The sequence below is a fragment of the Pseudomonas sp. URMO17WK12:I11 genome (assembly GCF_007677725.1).
Lineage (GTDB): Bacteria > Pseudomonadota > Gammaproteobacteria > Pseudomonadales > Pseudomonadaceae > Aquipseudomonas.
In genome coordinates, this window is record NZ_VEDF01000008.1 from 84854 (window position 1) to 100595 (window position 15742).

Below are 15742 nucleotides of genomic sequence, written 5' to 3' on the forward strand. Positions count from 1 at the left end.
CCTGTAAGCAGTCCGATGTCGCAGCCGATCCGTCTCAAGGACCACGAGAAAGACGCCCGCCTGGTGCGTAACCGCGTCGTTGTCGGCGCGGTGGCGATCATGCTGCTCATCTGCGTGCTCATCGCGCGCCTGTATTACCTGCAGATCATCCAGTACGACTATCACTCCACGCTTTCGGAAAACAACCGGGTGCACGTGCAGCCGATTCCGCCGACCCGCGGGCTGATCTTCGACCGCAACGGGGTGATCATCGCCGACAACCGGCCCAGCTTCAGCCTGTCGATGACCCGCGAGCGGGCTGGCAACTGGGAGCAGGTGCTCGACACCATCGTCGAGGTGCTGCAACTGACCGAAGATGATCGGGCACTGTTCGAAAAACGCATGAAGCAGGGGCGCCGGCCGTTCGAGCCGGTGCCGATTCTGTTCGAGCTGAACGAGGACCAGATCGCGCGCATAGCGGTCAACCAGTTCCGCCTGCCGGGGGTCGAGGTGGTCGCCCAGCTGGTGCGGCACTACCCGCAAGGGGCGCATTTTGCCCATTCGGTCGGTTATGTCGGGCGGATCAACGAGAAAGAGCTGAAATCCCTCGATCCGGTCAACTACAGCGGCACCCACCATATCGGCAAGACCGGCATCGAGCGCTTCTACGAGCCTGAGCTGCACGGCCAGGTCGGCTATGAAGAGGTCGAAACCAACGCCCGCGGCCGTGTGCTGCGCGTACTCAAGCGGACCGATCCAGTACCTGGCAAGGACATCGTCCTGAGCCTGGACATCAAGCTGCAGGAAGCTGCCGAGGCCGCGCTAGGCGGCCGCCGTGGCGCCGTGGTGGCGCTCGATCCGCGCACTGGCGAAGTGCTGGCGATGGTCAGCCAGCCCAGCTTCGACCCCAACCTGTTCGTCACCGGCATCAGCTTCAAGGCGTACGCCGAGCTGCGCGATTCGATCGACCGACCACTGTTCAACCGGGTGTTACGCGGCCTCTACCCGCCAGGCTCGACGATCAAGCCAGCGGTCGCCATCGCCGGCCTCGACAGCGGCGTGGTCAACGCCAGCAGTCGGGTGTTCGACCCTGGCTATTACCAGCTGCCCAACTACGACCACAAGTACCGCAACTGGAACCGCACCGGCGACGGCTGGGTCGACCTGGACACGGCGATCATGCGTTCCAACGACACCTACTTCTACGACCTTGCGCACAAGATGGGCATCGATCGCCTGTCCACCTACATGAACAAGTTCGGTATCGGCCAGAAGGTCGCCCTGGACATGTTCGAGGAATCTTCAGGCTTGATGCCGTCGCGCGAATGGAAACGCGCCACCCGCCGCCAGGCCTGGTTCCCGGGCGAAACGCTGATTCTCGGTATCGGCCAGGGTTACATGCAGGCGACCCCGCTGCAGCTGGCCCAGGCCACCGCGCTGATCGCCAACAAAGGTGTGTGGAACCGCCCGCACCTGGCCAAGACCATCGAAGGCCAGCCACCCGTGGACCCTAACCCGATGGACAACATCGTGCTGCGTGACAAGTCCGATTGGGCCAAGGTGACCCATGGCATGGAGCAGGTGATGCACAACGCCCGCGGCACCGCCCGCAAGGCCGCTGCCGGCGCCCAGTATCGCATCGCCGGCAAGAGTGGTACCGCCCAGGTGGTAGCCATCAAGCAGGGCGAGAAATACGACCGCAACAAACTCCAGGAGCGCCACCGCGACCACGCGCTGTTCGTCGCCTTCGCCCCGGCCGACGATCCTCGGATCGTGGTCTCGGTGATGGTCGAGAACGGTGAGTCTGGCTCCGGCGTCGCTGCCCCCGTGGTGCGCCAGATCATGGATGCCTGGCTGCTCGACGAGAACGGCCGGCTCAAGACTGAATACGCGCCTGCCACCGTTGCCCAGGAAACGGCCCCGTGAAGAACAATTTCGATCGCATGCTCTCCAGCGAGGACGTGATGCGGCGCCGCGCCAGCTTTCTGCAGCGCATCCACATCGACGGCCCCTTGCTGATCATCCTCCTGACCCTGGCCGCCGGCAGCCTGTTCGTGCTCTATTCGGCCAGCGGCAAGAACTGGGACCTGCTGCTCAAGCAGGCCACCTCATTCGGCATCGGGCTGGTGTCGATGGTCATCATCGCCCAGTTGGAGCCGCGCTTCATGGCGCGCTGGGTGCCGCTGGCCTATCTGGTCGGGGTGTTCCTGCTGGTGGTGGTGGACGTCATGGGCCACAACGCCATGGGCGCTACGCGCTGGATCAACATCCCCGGGGTGATTCGCTTCCAGCCCTCGGAGTTTCTCAAGATCATCATGCCGGCGACCATCGCCTGGTACCTGTCCAAGCGCACCTTGCCGCCGCACCTCAAGCACGTGGCGATCAGCCTGGTGCTGATCGGCGTGCCGTTCATTCTGATCGTGCGACAGCCTGACCTTGGCACGGCGCTGCTGATCCTGGCCTCCGGGGCGTTCGTGCTGTTCATGGGCGGCCTGCGCTGGCGCTGGATCCTCAGTGTGATCACCGCCACGGTGCCGGTGGCGGTGGCGATGTGGTTCTTCGTCATGCACGACTACCAGAAACAGCGCGTGCTGACCTTCCTCGACCCGGAAAGCGACCCCCTGGGCACCGGCTGGAACATCATCCAGTCCAAGGCGGCGATCGGCTCGGGCGGGGTGTTCGGCAAAGGCTGGTTGCTGGGCACCCAGTCGCACCTGGATTTCCTCCCCGAAAGCCACACTGACTTCATCATCGCGGTGCTCGGCGAGGAGTTCGGCCTGGTCGGTATCTGCCTGCTGCTGATCGTCTATCTGCTGCTGATCGGCCGTGGGCTGATGATCACTGCCCAGGCCCAGACCCTGTTCGGCAAGCTACTGGCAGGCAGCCTGACCATGACCTTCTTTGTATACGTGTTCGTCAATATCGGGATGGTCAGCGGGCTGCTCCCCGTGGTGGGTGTGCCGCTGCCCTTCATCAGCTATGGCGGAACTTCGTTGGTGACGCTGCTGTCAGCGTTTGGCGTTTTGATGTCGATCCACACGCACCGCAAGTGGATCGCTCAGGTTTGAATAAGGTGAAGAATTTCATGCAAGCAGTGCGTAGCTGGGCTTTCCGATGTGCACCGTGGCTCGGTGCGGCAGGCCTGTTCGGCGCTGTACAGCTGGCTCAGGCAGGCGACTACGATGGCTCGCCACAGGTTGCCGAGTTCGTGGGCCAGATGAGCCGCGACTATGGCTTCGCTCCCGAGCAGCTGACAGCCGTGTTCAGCGAAGTACAGCGCAAGCAGTCGATCCTCGACGCCATCTCCCGGCCGGCCGAGCGGGTCAAACCGTGGAAAGACTACCGGCCGATATTCATCACCGACGCGCGCATCGCCCGTGGCGTGGACTTCTGGCGTCAGCACGAGGCGGTACTGGCGCGGGCCGAGCAGGAATACGGCGTGCCGGCGCAGTACGTCGTGGCGATCATCGGTGTGGAAACGTTCTTCGGTCGCAATACCGGCAACTACCGCGTCATCGATGCCCTGACGACCTTGGGCTTCGACTACCCGCCGCGCGCCGACTTCTTCCGCAAGGAACTGCGCGAGTACCTGCTGCTGGCCCGCGACGAGCAGCTCGACCCATTGACGCTGAAGGGCTCCTACGCCGGCGCCATGGGCCTGCCGCAGTTCATGCCGAGCAGCTTTCGCAACTACGCGGTGGACTTCGACGGCGACGGTCACATCAACATCTGGAACAACCCTGACGATGCCATCGGCAGCGTGGCCAGCTATTTCAAGCGCCATGGCTGGGTGGCAGGCGAAGGCGTGGTCAGTCGCGCCCAGGTCAATGGCGCTCAGGCCGATCAGGGCCTGACCACAGGTATCGAGCCTGCGAAAACCTTCGGCCAGTTGCGGGCGCTGGGCTGGTCGAGCCATGATGCGTTGCCCGATGATCTGCCGGTCACGGCCTTCCGCCTGGAAGGCGACAACGGCCCCGAATACTGGATGGGTCTGAAAAATTTCTATGCGATCACGCGTTACAATCGCAGCGTGATGTATGCCATGGCGGTGCATCAGCTCGCTGAACAGCTGGTCCAAGCACGGGGCGTCAACTAATGCGCGCAATCTTCTCTGGCAACACCCTCAAGCTGCTCGGCTGCATGGCCGTTGGCGCGCTGCTGGTCAGCTGTTCTTCCAGCCGGCCGAGCGCGCCGAGCAAAAGCACCAACGTGGTCCGCGCGCAACCTGGCCTGGACATCAACCGGGCGCACAAGGACGGCGCGCCGTGGTGGGACGTCGATGTCAACAAGATCCCCGATGCCACCCCGACCGTGCACACCGGCAACTACAAGGCCAACCCCTACACCGTGCTGGGCAAGACCTACTACCCGATGCAGGACTCGCGCAACTACCGCGCCGAGGGCACGGCATCCTGGTACGGCACCAAGTTCCATGGCCAGAACACTGCCAACGGCGAGCTCTACGACCTCTACGGCATGAGTGCGGCGCACAAGACCTTGCCGCTGCCGGCCTATGTGAAGGTGACCAACCTGGGTAACGGCCGCAGCGTGATCCTGCGGGTCAACGACCGTGGCCCGTTCTATTCGGACCGGATCATCGACTTGTCCTACGCGGCGGCGAAGAAGCTTGGTTATGCCGAGAGCGGCACTGCCCACGTGCGCGTCGAAGGGATCGACCCGCAGCAGTGGTGGGCGCAGAAGGGCCAGCAGCCACCGCTGGTGCTCAAGGAGCCGCAAGTGGCGCAGACCCAGCCAATCCCGGCCAGCACCGGCCGGGTCGAGCAGTGGACCCCGCCGCCGCAGCAGCATGCGGCGCCGGTGGTGCCGGTGCAGGTCGGCGGCAACAGCGTACCAGCCGGCAATGGTGGCAACGTGCTGCAAGTCGGCGCCTTCGCCAACCCCGATGCTGCCGAGTTGCTGCGCTCGAAACTGAGCACCATGGTCAGCGCGCCGGTGTTCATCAGTTCGATCGTGCGCAACCAGCAAACCCTGCACCGCGTGCGCCTGGGCCCGTTCACCAGCCAGGGCGAAATCCAGCAAGCACAAAACAGCATCCGCATGGCGAACCTTGGCCAGGCCAAGCTGGTCACAGCGGACTAAGGCGATGCAGCAGCAAGCTGCCTAGCGCAAGCTACAAGGCAAAGCCCGGACGCGATCGGCTCTTGTCTTGCAGCTTGAAGCTTTCCGCTGCGCTCGCCTTTGCAACTGAGCCATGTACAATGTCGGCTTTTGCCCGCAGCGGCATCTCGTCGCACATTTTGGGCCAGGCCGATGGCCGTAAAAACTAGACTGACTGGCGCTGGGTACACGACGTGGCCCAGGGAACATCAGACCATTAGCGATTTTCGAGAGACGGATGAACATCACCAACCTTGCCAAACGACTTTGCCTGCCCGTACTGCTGATGCTCACACCTGCTGCCTTCGCAGCCGAGCAGATGATGCCTGCCCCTCCGCAGCTGGCCGCCAAGTCCTACGTACTCATGGACGCGTCCAGCGGCAACGTGCTGGTCGAGAACAACGGTGACGAGCGTCTGCCACCCGCCAGCCTGACCAAGCTGATGACCGCCTACATCGCCACCGTCGACATCCGTCGTGGCCAGATCGGCGAGAACGACCCGGTCACCGTCAGCGAAAATGCCTGGCGTACCGGCGGTTCGCGCATGTTCATCAAGGTTGGCAGCCAGGTAACTGTCAGCGACCTGCTGCACGGCATCATCATCCAGTCCGGCAACGACGCCTCGGTAGCCTTGGCCGAACACATCGCCGGCAGCGAAGATGCCTTCGCCGACATGATGAACAAGACCGCTGCCGACCTGGGCATGTCCAACAGCCACTTCATGAACCCGACCGGTCTGCCGAACCCCGAGCACTACTCGTCGGCCCATGACATGGCCTTGCTGGCCCGTGCGATCATCGACATCGACCCGGCTCACTATGCGATCTACTCGCAGAAAGAGTTCTTCTGGAACAACATCAAGCAGCCTAACCGCAACCTGCTGCTGTGGCGCGACAAGACCGTCGACGGTCTGAAAACCGGCCACACCGAAGAAGCCGGCTACTGCATGGTGGCCTCGGCCGTACGGGACGGCCAGCGCTTGATCGCCGTGGTGTTCGGGACCAACAGCGAGCAATCGCGTGCCGCCGAAACGCAGAAGCTGCTGACCTACGGTTTCCGCTTCTTCGAAACCCAGACCTTCTACCAGAAGGGCACCGAGCTCGCCCAAGCCCCGGTCTGGAAAGGTGCTACCAGCCAAGTCAAGGCCGGCCTGGCCAACGACCTGACCATGACCATGCCCAAAGGCCAGCTCAAGCGCCTGCAGGCCTCGATGACCCTGAACCCGCAACTCACCGCGCCCATCGCCAAAGGTGACGTTATCGGTAAAGTGGAAGTCAAACTGGACGAGAACGTGGTTCACAGCGCCGACCTGATCGCCCTCGATGGCGTCGAGGAAGGTGGTTTCTTCCGCCGTATGTGGGATAGCATCCGTCTATTCTTCTACGGATTGTTCAACTGATACGTGACCTGCAAGCCCCCGCAGATCTGCGGGGGCGTTGTTGTTGCCACGGCTTACGAGGCCGTTTCCGCCATGAGCGAACCTGACGTCAAGTCGCACAAGATCGAATTCCCCTGCGCCGATTATCCGATCAAGGTGATCGGCGATACCGTTGTCGGCTTCAAGGACACGGTCATCGAGATCCTCAGCAAGCACGCCAAGGTCGACCTTTCCACCCTGGCCGAGCGCCAGAGCAAGGAAGGCAAGTACACCACCGTGCAGCTGCATATCGTCGCCGAAAGCGAAAACCAGCTACACGACATCAACAGTGCCTTGCGTGCCACCGGCATTGTGAAAATGGTGCTCTGATGTCCCGTTGCCTCGGTATTCGCGAGCTTGGCCTGCAGCCCTATGAACCGGTGCTGCACGCCATGCGGCGTTTTACCGAGCAACGCACCCCGGACAGCCAGGATGAAGTCTGGCTGGTCGAGCATCCCGCAGTCTTCACCCAGGGGCAGGCCGGCAAGGCCGAGCACTTGCTGGTGCCGGGCGACATTCCGGTGGTGCAGACCGACCGCGGCGGCCAGGTCACTTACCATGGCCCTGGCCAGTTGGTCGCGTACCTGTTGCTCGACGTGCGCCGCCTGGGCGTTGGCGTACGCGACCTGGTCAGCCGGATCGAGCGTACCTTGATCGACCTGCTCGCCAGCTATGGCGTGACGGCGTCGGCCAAGCCCGATGCGCCGGGCGTCTATGTCGAGGGCGCGAAGATCGCCTCCCTCGGCCTGCGAATCCGCAACGGCCGTTGTTTCCACGGCCTTGCCCTGAACGTGGACATGGACCTTGCGCCATTCCGCCGAATCAACCCCTGCGGGTATGCGGGGCTGGCCATGACCCAGCTGCGCGATCTGGCAGGTCCGATCGAACTCGACGAGGTCAGGACAAGGCTGCGCGGACAGCTGGTCAAGCACCTCGACTACGCTGAGCAGACGACCCTCACGGGCGGAATCGACTGAATATGACAACTGTGCAAGAAGCCGTGCCGAACCTGATCCCCACCCAGGACGCCACCGCGCGCCCGGCACCGAAAAAAGTGGAAGCGGGCGTGAAGCTGCGCGGCGCCGAAAAGGTCGCGCGCATCCCGGTGAAAATCATCCCGACCGACGAGCTGCCAAAAAAACCCGACTGGATTCGCGTACGCATTCCGGTATCGCCTGAGGTAGACCGCATCAAGCAGCTGCTGCGCAAGCACAAGCTGCACAGCGTCTGCGAAGAGGCGTCCTGCCCGAACCTGGGCGAGTGCTTCTCCGGGGGCACCGCGACCTTCATGATCATGGGCGACATCTGCACCCGTCGTTGCCCGTTCTGCGACGTCGGCCACGGTCGGCCGAAGCCGCTGGACCTGGACGAGCCGAAAAACCTCGCCGTGGCCATCGCCGACCTGCGCCTGAAGTACGTGGTGATCACCTCGGTGGACCGTGACGACCTGCGTGATGGCGGCGCCCAGCACTTCGCCGACTGCATTCGCGAGATCCGCGCGCTGTCGCCAGGCGTGCAGCTCGAGACCCTGGTGCCGGACTACCGTGGGCGCATGGACGTGGCACTGGAGATCACCGCGCAAGAGCCGCCAGATGTGTTCAACCACAACCTGGAAACCGTACCGCGCCTGTACAAGGCCGCCCGCCCGGGTTCGGACTACGACTGGTCGCTGGACCTGCTGCAGAAATTCAAGCAGATGGTCCCGCACGTACCGACCAAATCCGGGTTGATGCTGGGCTTGGGTGAAACCGACGAAGAAGTGATCGAAGTGATGCAACGCATGCGCGAGCATGACATCGACATGCTGACCCTCGGCCAGTACCTGCAGCCCTCGCGCAGCCACTTGCCGGTGCAGCGTTTCGTGCACCCCGACACCTTCGCCTGGTTCGCCGAAGAAGGTTACAAGATGGGCTTCAAGAACGTGGCCTCCGGCCCGCTGGTGCGCTCGTCCTACCACGCTGACCAGCAGGCCCACGAAGCCAAGATCAAGCTCTGATCGACGCGGGTGCTGGACATGCCGATGCGCGCTGTAGAGCGGCATCGGCATTTTTGTTTTGGCTGTCACCGAAGGAGCTGCGATGAATTGCGCTGAAACTGCTGAAACCCGCCTGCCCAAGGCGCTGCCGAGCAATGCCTGTTTTGCCGTCGTCGCACCGGCCGGGCCAGCGCGCCTGGATGCGCAGAAAGCCGGCCAGTGGTTCGCCGAGCGCGGCTATCGCTGCCGGCTCATGCCCGGTGTTCAGCAAGCCCAGGGTTATCTGGCCGGCAGCGACGAGCAGCGGCTGCAAGACCTGCATGCGGCATTCGCCGACCCCGAGATCGACGCGATCCTGTGCATGCGCGGTGGCTATGGCAGCATGCGCTTGCTCGATGGGCTGGACTTCGAGCTGATCGCTCGCCATCCCAAGCCGTTGATTGGCTACAGCGACATCACCGCCTTGCACACGGCGATTCACCAGCATACTGGGCTGATCAGCTTTCACGGGGCGATGCTCAACGCCGATTTGTTGGGCGCCAAGTTGCCGCCCACCGAATCCTCGTTGCTGGCCCTGCTGAGCGGGCAAATGCGGCAGGGTGACGAGATCGTCCACCCTGCGGCATTCGCCCTTGAGTGCGTGGTGGCAGGCACTGCCAGCGGCCGCTTGCTCGGCGGTAACCTGTCCATGCTCGGCGCGACCCTGGGCACGCTGGCTGAGATCGATACCCAAGGCGGCATTCTGTTCATGGAGGACGTCAACGAGCCGCTGTACCGCGTTGACCGGTTGCTGACGCAACTGCGTCTGGCCGGCAAGCTGGCGGGTATCAAGGGCGTGCTGGTGGGGGATTTCGCCGGAATCACCACGGCGGCATTGACGCCGTTGCTGGTAGACACCTTTGCGCCGCTGGGCGTGCCGGTGCTGGCCGGGTGGCGCAGTGGGCATTGTGACCCGAATGTCTGTCTGCCGCTCGGGGCCAAGGTCGGGTTGGACAGTGCAGGCCAGCGTCTGCTGCTCGAGCAGGACCTGTTCAGGGTCTGAGGGAGCGGGGGCGCGCTGCGCCCCCGGGCATTTCACTGGCCTCGCAGGCTTTCGAGCAACTTGTGGGTCGGATACCCATCCGCGGGCCAGCCCAGCCCCTGCTGGGCATTGCGAATGGCTTTGCGGGTATTGGCACCGATGATGCCATCCGCATTGCCCGCCTCGTGCCCGCGGCTGTTGAGCAGGTTCTGCAGCTCCATGCGCTCGCTGCGGCTGAGTGGCAGGTCTTCCTTCGGCCAGCTGCCGGCAATGAAGCCCCAGCCACTGAAACGATCGCCCAGCAGGCTGACTGCCAGCGCGTAGGACGACGAATTGTTGTACTTGAGGATGGCGCGGAAGTTGTCCAGGACCAGGAACGCCGGGCCCCGCGCACCTGCAGGCAACAGCAGGGCTGCAGACAGCTGGGCGCTACCGGCCGGCAGTTGTGTGCCCGCCGGCAGCTTCACGCCCATGGCCAGCCATTCGCTGACAGGCTTGCGCAGCGAGCCGTCGGCCTGCCAGAAATCGAACCCCGCCGGCACCTGCACCTCGAAGCCCCAAGGTTGCCCTTGTTTCCAGCCAGAGCTCTGCAGGTAATGTGCGGTAGAGGCCAGGGCATCCGGGGTGCTATTCCAGATATCGCGGCGGCCATCGCCGTCGAAGTCCACGGCGTGGGTGTTGTAGGTGGTGGGAATGAACTGCGTCTGGCCCATGGCCCCGGCCCACGAGCCACGCATGGCTTCGGGCTGGATATCGCCGTGCTGGATGATCTGCAAGGCGGCGATCAGCTGGTCCTGGGCGAACTGTGGGCGACGTCCTTCGTAAGCCAGCGTCGCCAGCGAGCGGATCACCGACTTGTTGCCTTGGAACTGGCCGAAGTTGCTCTCCATGCCCCATACCGCGACCAACACCTGACGGTCGACGCCATAGCGCTGTTCGAGGCGGGTCAGCAGCTCGGCATTCTGTTCCAGCAACTTCTTGCCATTGCGAACGCGCAGCGGCGACAGGGCGCCTTCGAGGTATTCCCAGACCGGGCGGGAGAATTCAGGTTGGCTGCGGTCGGCCTTGATCACGTCCAGGTCGGGGGTGACACCGACGAAGGCGCGGTCGAAAGTGGCCGCAGCGATGCCGGCTTGCAGTGCCTGTTCGCGGAAATTGGCCTGCCATTGGGCGAAGGTCTGCAGCGGCTGGATATCCGTGCTGAGGTCAGCTGCAGCGCTGGGCAAGGTCACGGCCGGCGCAGGCTTGGCCGGGGCCAAGGGCAGGGCATCGGCAGCGGTGGGTTTTTCAGCGCAGGCGACGAGCAGAATGAAGCTGGAGGCCGCGAGCAGCTGGCGGGATTTCCAACGGGGAAGAGGACTCAAGAGCATGCACAGATCCAGAATTGCAGGTCAGATGCCGACCATATCATGCCTGCGCGCGGGATGCTTTCATGCGGCCAAAAAGTAAGAAGCCTCCCAATCTCTCGATTGGAAGGCTTCGCGGCGGTAGCTGCCTTTGCCTTTCTCGGGGCGTTCCTGGCGGCAGCGGAACAGCGGTTGGGCGATGATCGACTTGGCCTTGTTGGGGCCGTGTTTTTTCGGCTTTTTGCTCATGGCAGGTTCCCGGCTTGGTGGACGACGGGCAGACTCTAAAGGCCCACTGGCGGTGGGGCCAATTGATTGTATTTATGGCCGGCCGGCGATCATCACTCGGCAGGCAAGACCAACCGTTGCCCCGCCATCAACAGCGCCAGGCGCGACAAGCCAGTCCACGGTGATCCCGGCGCCTGGCCCTTGATCTGTGCATCGATGCGCTGGGCGTCCTGCAGCAGCTGCGCCCAGCGTTGCGCGCTGTGCCGTTGCAGGGCCTTGCTCACCAGCGGTCGACGTTTGTCCCACACCGGCGGTCGTGCCTGGCTGAACGCTTTGTCCAGTGGCACGCCCTGGCTGAACTGTTGCGCCAGCCCAGCCAGCAGGCGCAGCTCACGGGCCAGGGCCCAGAGAATCACCGGCGGCTCGACGCCCTCGCCACGCAGGCCTTCGAGCATGCGCAGGGCATGCCCGGCATCACCTTGGAGAAGCGCATCGACCAGCCCAAAGACATCGAAGCGGGCGCTGTCGGCGACGGCAGCCTGGACCGTTTCCACGGTGATCTGATTGCTATCGGCCAGCAGCTTGAGTTTTTCGATCTCCTGGGCGGCGGCCAGCAAGTTGCCCTCGACCCGCGCCGCGATCAGGTCGACCGCGTCGCGCTGCGCTGACAGGCCAGCCTGGGCCAGGCGTTGGTTGATCCACTGCGGCAACTGCTGAGCATCCACTGGCCAGATCTGGATGAACTGGCAGTGTGCGCCGTCGACCAGCGCCTTGCCCCACTTGGTTTTCTGTGCGCTGGCGTCGAGCTTGGGCAGGCTCACCAGCAGCAGGGTGTCTTCGGCGGGGCGGTTGCAGTATTCGATCAGCGCCGCGGCACCCTTGTCGCCAGGCTTGCCGGATGGCAGGCGCAGTTCCAGCAGACGGCGCTGGGCGAACAGTGACAGGCTGGCGCCGGCTTGCAGCAGCGTGCCCCAGTCGAAGTTGGCGTCGGCGCTGAATACCTGGCGTTCGTCGAAACCCTGTTGGCGCGCAGCCTGGCGGATGGCGTCGGCCGCTTCCTGGCACAGCAGCGGATCGTCGCCGCTGACCACGTAGACCGGCGCCAGGCTGCCTTGCAAGTGCTTGTTGAGTTGGGCGGGTGCGAGCTTCATGAGCAATAGCGGGGCACCGCAGTGCCCCGTTCGGGCTTAGTTGCCCGGGACTTCCAATGGCGATTGCTGTGGCGTTTCGGCCTGCTGGCGGCGAGCCGCTTCCAGCGCTGCAGCTTCGGCCTTGGCGCGCTCGTCGGCCTTGCGCTGCAGCTCGTCGAGCTGGGCCGGGCTCAGCTGCTGCAGGCGGGTGACCATCGACTGCACCAGATCGCGGCGCATCTCTTCGCGAGCGCGCTGGGCTTCCTGCTCGGAGCCGGTGATGTTCGAGCCGTCACGTACGTAGACCTTGCGCACTTCGACTTTGTCGCTCAGCAGCTCGAGGTTGTTCAGGCCCAGGATGCTGTAGTTCAGCGTGGTGGTCAGCTCGTACTCGGCAGTGCGGTTGCCACCGGTGTAGCTCGCCGAACGAGAGGTTTCCTGCTCGTTGGTCAGGACCAGGCGATAGGGTGCACCGGTGTGCACGTCGACGCCGCTGCGCTCAAGTACCTGGCGCAGTTGCTGCAAGGTCGGGCCATAAGCATTGCGCGCCGTCACGTCCATTTCTTTGACGCTCAGCTCGTTGCTGCCGGTGCCGCGCAGCTGGAAACCGCAGGCACTGAGCAGCACAGCCAGGCCCATTACCAGCAGATTGCGTTTGATCATGTTGTTGCTCCCTTGTGGGCCGATACCGCCCACCCGCTCCGGTGCGGGTGGGCGTTGCCATCAGTTGGCGACGATGTTGACCAGTTTGCCCGGTACCACGATGACCTTGCGGATGGTAAGGCCGTCGAGGAAGCGCAGGACGTTTTCGTTGCTGCGGGCCGCGGCTTCGATTTCTTCGCGGCTGGCGGCAGCAGGCATTTCTACCTGGCCACGCAGCTTGCCGTTGACCTGAACCACCAGGACGATGCTGTCCTGCACCAGTGCGCTTTCATCGACAGCCGGCCAGCCAGCATCGATGACCGCCTGATCGTGACCCAGGTGCTGCCACAGCTCATGGGAGATGTGCGGGGTGATTGGTGCCAGCAGCAGGGTGACAGCCTCCAGGCCTTCCTGCAGCAGGGCACGGTCTTGCGCGCTGGCCTGCGGGGCTTTTTCCAGCACGTTCATCACGGTCATCACCTGGGCGATGGCGGTGTTGAACTTGTGGTACTGACCCACGTCGGTGCTGGCTTGCTTGATGGCGGCGTGGATGGCGCGGCGGATGGCCTTCTGTGCATCGTCCAGGGCGGCGACATCGAGTTTGCCAGGCAGGCCTTGGGCGACATGCGCCTGGGCCAGTCGCCAGACGCGGCGCAGGAAGCGGCTCGCACCTTCGACACCCGAGTCGGACCACTCCAGGCTCATGTCGGGCGGCGAGGCGAACATCATGAACAGGCGGCAGGTGTCGGCGCCGTACTGCTCGATCATCGACTGCGGGTCGACACCGTTGTTCTTGGACTTGGACATCTTCTCGGTGCCGCCGATTTCCACCGGCAGGCCGTCGGTCTTCAGGCGTGCGCCGATGATCTTGGCCTTGGCATCGCGCTCGACCTCGACGTCAGCCGGGTTGAACCAGTCCTTGCCGCCGTTGCTGGCCACTCGGTAGTAGGTCTCGGCGACCACCATGCCTTGGGTCAGCAGGTTCTTGAACGGCTCGTTGGAGGTGACCAGGCCTTCGTCGCGCATCAGCTTGTGGAAGAAGCGTGCATACAGCAGGTGCAGAATGGCGTGTTCGATACCACCGATGTACTGATCGACCGGCAACCAGTGGTTGGCCGCTTTCGGATCGACCATGCCACCTTCGTAATTGGGCGATGCGTAGCGGGCGAAATACCAGGACGACTCGACGAAGGTGTCCATCGTGTCGGTTTCGCGCTTGGCAGCGCTGCCGCATTTCGGGCAGCTGCAGTCATAGAATTCGGGCATGCGCGCCAGTGGCGAACCGGCGCCGTCCGGCACCACGTTCTCTGGCAGGGTGACCGGCAGTTGGTCTTCCGGGACCGGTACATCGCCGCAGCTTGGGCAGTGGATGATCGGAATCGGGCAGCCCCAGTAGCGCTGACGGCTGATGCCCCAGTCACGCAGACGGAACTGGGTGCGCGATTTGCCCAGGTCCTTGCGGATCAGGGCGGCTTCGATGGCGTCGAAGGCGCCGGCGAAGTCCAGGCCGTCGAACTCGCCGGAGTTGATCAGCTGGCCGTGTTCGCCGTAGGCGGCCTGCCACTCGCTGCTCACTTCGTCGCCAGCGCTGGTGCGCACCACGGCCTTGACCGGCAGCTGGTACTTGTGGGCGAACTCGAAGTCGCGCTCGTCGTGAGCCGGCACGGCCATGACCGCGCCGTCACCGTAGTGCATGAGCACGTAGTTGGCGACCCACACTGGCAGTTTTTCGCCGGTCAGCGGGTGCTGCACGAACAGGGAAGTGGGCATGCCCTTCTTTTCCTGCGTGGCCATGTCGGCCTCGGCGACGCTGCCGCTCTTGCATTCGTCGATGAATGCCTGCAACGCCGGGTTGCCCTGCGCGGCCTGGGTGGCCAGCGGGTGTTCGGCGGCAACGGCGACGTAGGTGGCGCCCATCAGGGTGTCAGGACGGGTGGTGAAGACTTTCAGCGTGCCTTCATGGCCGATGCTGGCCTGATCGAACGGGAACTGCACTTCCATGCCGCGCGACTTGCCGATCCAGTTGCGCTGCATGGTCTTGACCTGTTCTGGCCAGCCCGGCAGCTCGTCGAGGCTTTCCAGCAGCTCGTCGGCGTAATCGGTGATGCGGAAGTAGTACATCGGGATTTCGCGCTTCTCGATCAGCGCGCCGGAACGCCAGCCGCGACCATCGATGACCTGCTCGTTGGCCAGCACGGTCTGGTCGGCCGGGTCCCAGTTCACGGTGCCGTTCTTGCGGTAGATGATGCCTTTCTCGAACAGGCGGGTGAACAGCCACTGCTCCCAGCGGTAGTAGTCCGGCTTGCAGGTGGTGACTTCCCGCGCCCAGTCGATGGCCAGACCCAGGCTCTTGAGCTGGGTCTTCATGTAGTCGATGTTCTCGTAGGTCCATTTGGCCGGGGCGACGTTGTTCTTCATCGCCGCGTTTTCCGCCGGCATGCCGAAGGCGTCCCAGCCCATCGGCTGCAGGACGTTCTTGCCCAGCATGCGCTGGTAGCGGGCAATCACGTCACCGATGGTGTAGTTGCGCACGTGGCCCATGTGTAGCTTGCCGCTCGGGTACGGGAACATCGACAGGCAGTAGTAGGTGTCTTTGCCTGGCTGTTCGGTAACAGCGAACGATTGTTGCTCGTCCCAGAAATTCTGGGCGGCGGCTTCGATATCACGGGGCGTGTATTGTTCGTGCATGGCTACTTTTTGCTGAGAGGGAAGAGACCTTGTTCCAGGCAGCGGAACCTCGCTGCGTCCGGCACTCCGGCTTCATTTGAGAGTGAACGCCGTAGCATACAGCAGCGCCGCGCATCGTGGGAAACCTTGATTGCGAATGCCCGCTGGTCGCAGCATCCGGCTGCTTTTCATAGCGCCGCTAAGCTCAGGTGTGGGGGG

Annotated in this window: 14 protein-coding genes; 9 read left to right on the plus strand and 5 right to left on the minus strand. The window is 63.6% G+C overall.

Annotated elements, in window-relative coordinates:
• The first annotated feature begins 15 nt into the window (after positions 1-15).
• The 9 genes from mrdA (at position 16) to FS665_RS16315 (ending at position 9531) form a co-directional block, all read left to right on the plus strand.
• A complete protein-coding gene (gene mrdA / locus FS665_RS16275; protein WP_145190489.1) occupies positions 16-1905 on the plus strand; it encodes a penicillin-binding protein 2 in 1890 nt (629 codons plus the stop codon).
• Between the two features lie 38 nt (positions 1906-1943).
• Positions 1944-3047, plus strand: coding sequence for a rod shape-determining protein RodA (rodA, locus tag FS665_RS16280; protein WP_178108360.1), 1104 nt, complete (start codon positions 1944-1946; stop codon positions 3045-3047).
• Between the two features lie 17 nt (positions 3048-3064).
• On the plus strand, positions 3065-4075 hold the full coding sequence (gene mltB, locus FS665_RS16285; protein ID WP_145190495.1) for a lytic murein transglycosylase B: 1011 nt from the start codon (positions 3065-3067) through the stop codon (positions 4073-4075).
• Positions 4075-5079, plus strand: a complete 1005-nt coding sequence (locus FS665_RS16290) for a septal ring lytic transglycosylase RlpA family protein (RefSeq protein WP_145190498.1) — start codon at positions 4075-4077, stop codon at positions 5077-5079. Before mltB ends, FS665_RS16290 begins: the two co-directional genes overlap by 1 nt.
• Positions 5080-5335: 256 nt before the next feature.
• Complete coding sequence (locus FS665_RS16295) at positions 5336-6496, plus strand: D-alanyl-D-alanine carboxypeptidase family protein (RefSeq protein ID WP_145190501.1); 1161 nt, start codon at positions 5336-5338, stop codon at positions 6494-6496.
• Between the two features lie 72 nt (positions 6497-6568).
• Positions 6569-6844: a DUF493 domain-containing protein gene (locus FS665_RS16300; protein ID WP_009685832.1), complete on the plus strand. Its 276-nt coding sequence runs from the start codon at positions 6569-6571 to the stop codon at positions 6842-6844.
• Complete coding sequence (lipB, locus tag FS665_RS16305) at positions 6844-7491, plus strand: lipoyl(octanoyl) transferase LipB (protein WP_145190504.1); 648 nt, start codon at positions 6844-6846, stop codon at positions 7489-7491. The genes FS665_RS16300 and lipB overlap by 1 nt, the downstream gene beginning before the upstream one ends.
• A gap of 2 nt (positions 7492-7493) precedes the next feature.
• Positions 7494-8510 carry a lipoyl synthase gene (gene lipA / locus FS665_RS16310; RefSeq protein WP_027917769.1) on the plus strand — a complete coding sequence of 339 codons (1017 nt, stop codon included), beginning with the start codon at positions 7494-7496 and terminating at the stop codon, positions 8508-8510.
• Positions 8511-8592: 82 nt separating this feature from the next.
• A complete protein-coding gene (locus FS665_RS16315; protein WP_145190507.1) occupies positions 8593-9531 on the plus strand; it encodes an LD-carboxypeptidase in 939 nt (312 codons plus the stop codon).
• A 32-nt stretch (positions 9532-9563) separates the two neighbouring features.
• Here FS665_RS16315 and FS665_RS16320 read toward each other — a convergent pair whose 3' ends face one another.
• From FS665_RS16320 to leuS, 5 genes are all read right to left on the minus strand, one after another.
• Positions 9564-10880: a lytic murein transglycosylase gene (locus tag FS665_RS16320; RefSeq protein ID WP_145190510.1), complete on the minus strand. Its 1317-nt coding sequence runs from the start codon at positions 10878-10880 to the stop codon at positions 9564-9566.
• A 60-nt stretch (positions 10881-10940) separates the two neighbouring features.
• Entirely contained in the window at positions 10941-11105 is a 165-nt protein-coding gene (gene arfA, locus FS665_RS16325) for an alternative ribosome rescue factor ArfA (RefSeq protein ID WP_145190513.1), read from the minus strand.
• 92 nt (positions 11106-11197) lie between these two features.
• Positions 11198-12235 carry a DNA polymerase III subunit delta gene (gene holA / locus FS665_RS16330; protein WP_145190516.1) on the minus strand — a complete coding sequence of 346 codons (1038 nt, stop codon included), beginning with the start codon at positions 12233-12235 and terminating at the stop codon, positions 11198-11200.
• A 36-nt stretch (positions 12236-12271) separates the two neighbouring features.
• Complete coding sequence (gene lptE, locus FS665_RS16335; protein WP_145190519.1) at positions 12272-12877, minus strand: LPS assembly lipoprotein LptE; 606 nt, start codon at positions 12875-12877, stop codon at positions 12272-12274.
• Between the two features lie 60 nt (positions 12878-12937).
• Positions 12938-15544, minus strand: coding sequence for a leucine--tRNA ligase (leuS, locus tag FS665_RS16340; protein ID WP_145190522.1), 2607 nt, complete (start codon positions 15542-15544; stop codon positions 12938-12940).
• Positions 15545-15742 lie beyond the last annotated feature (198 nt).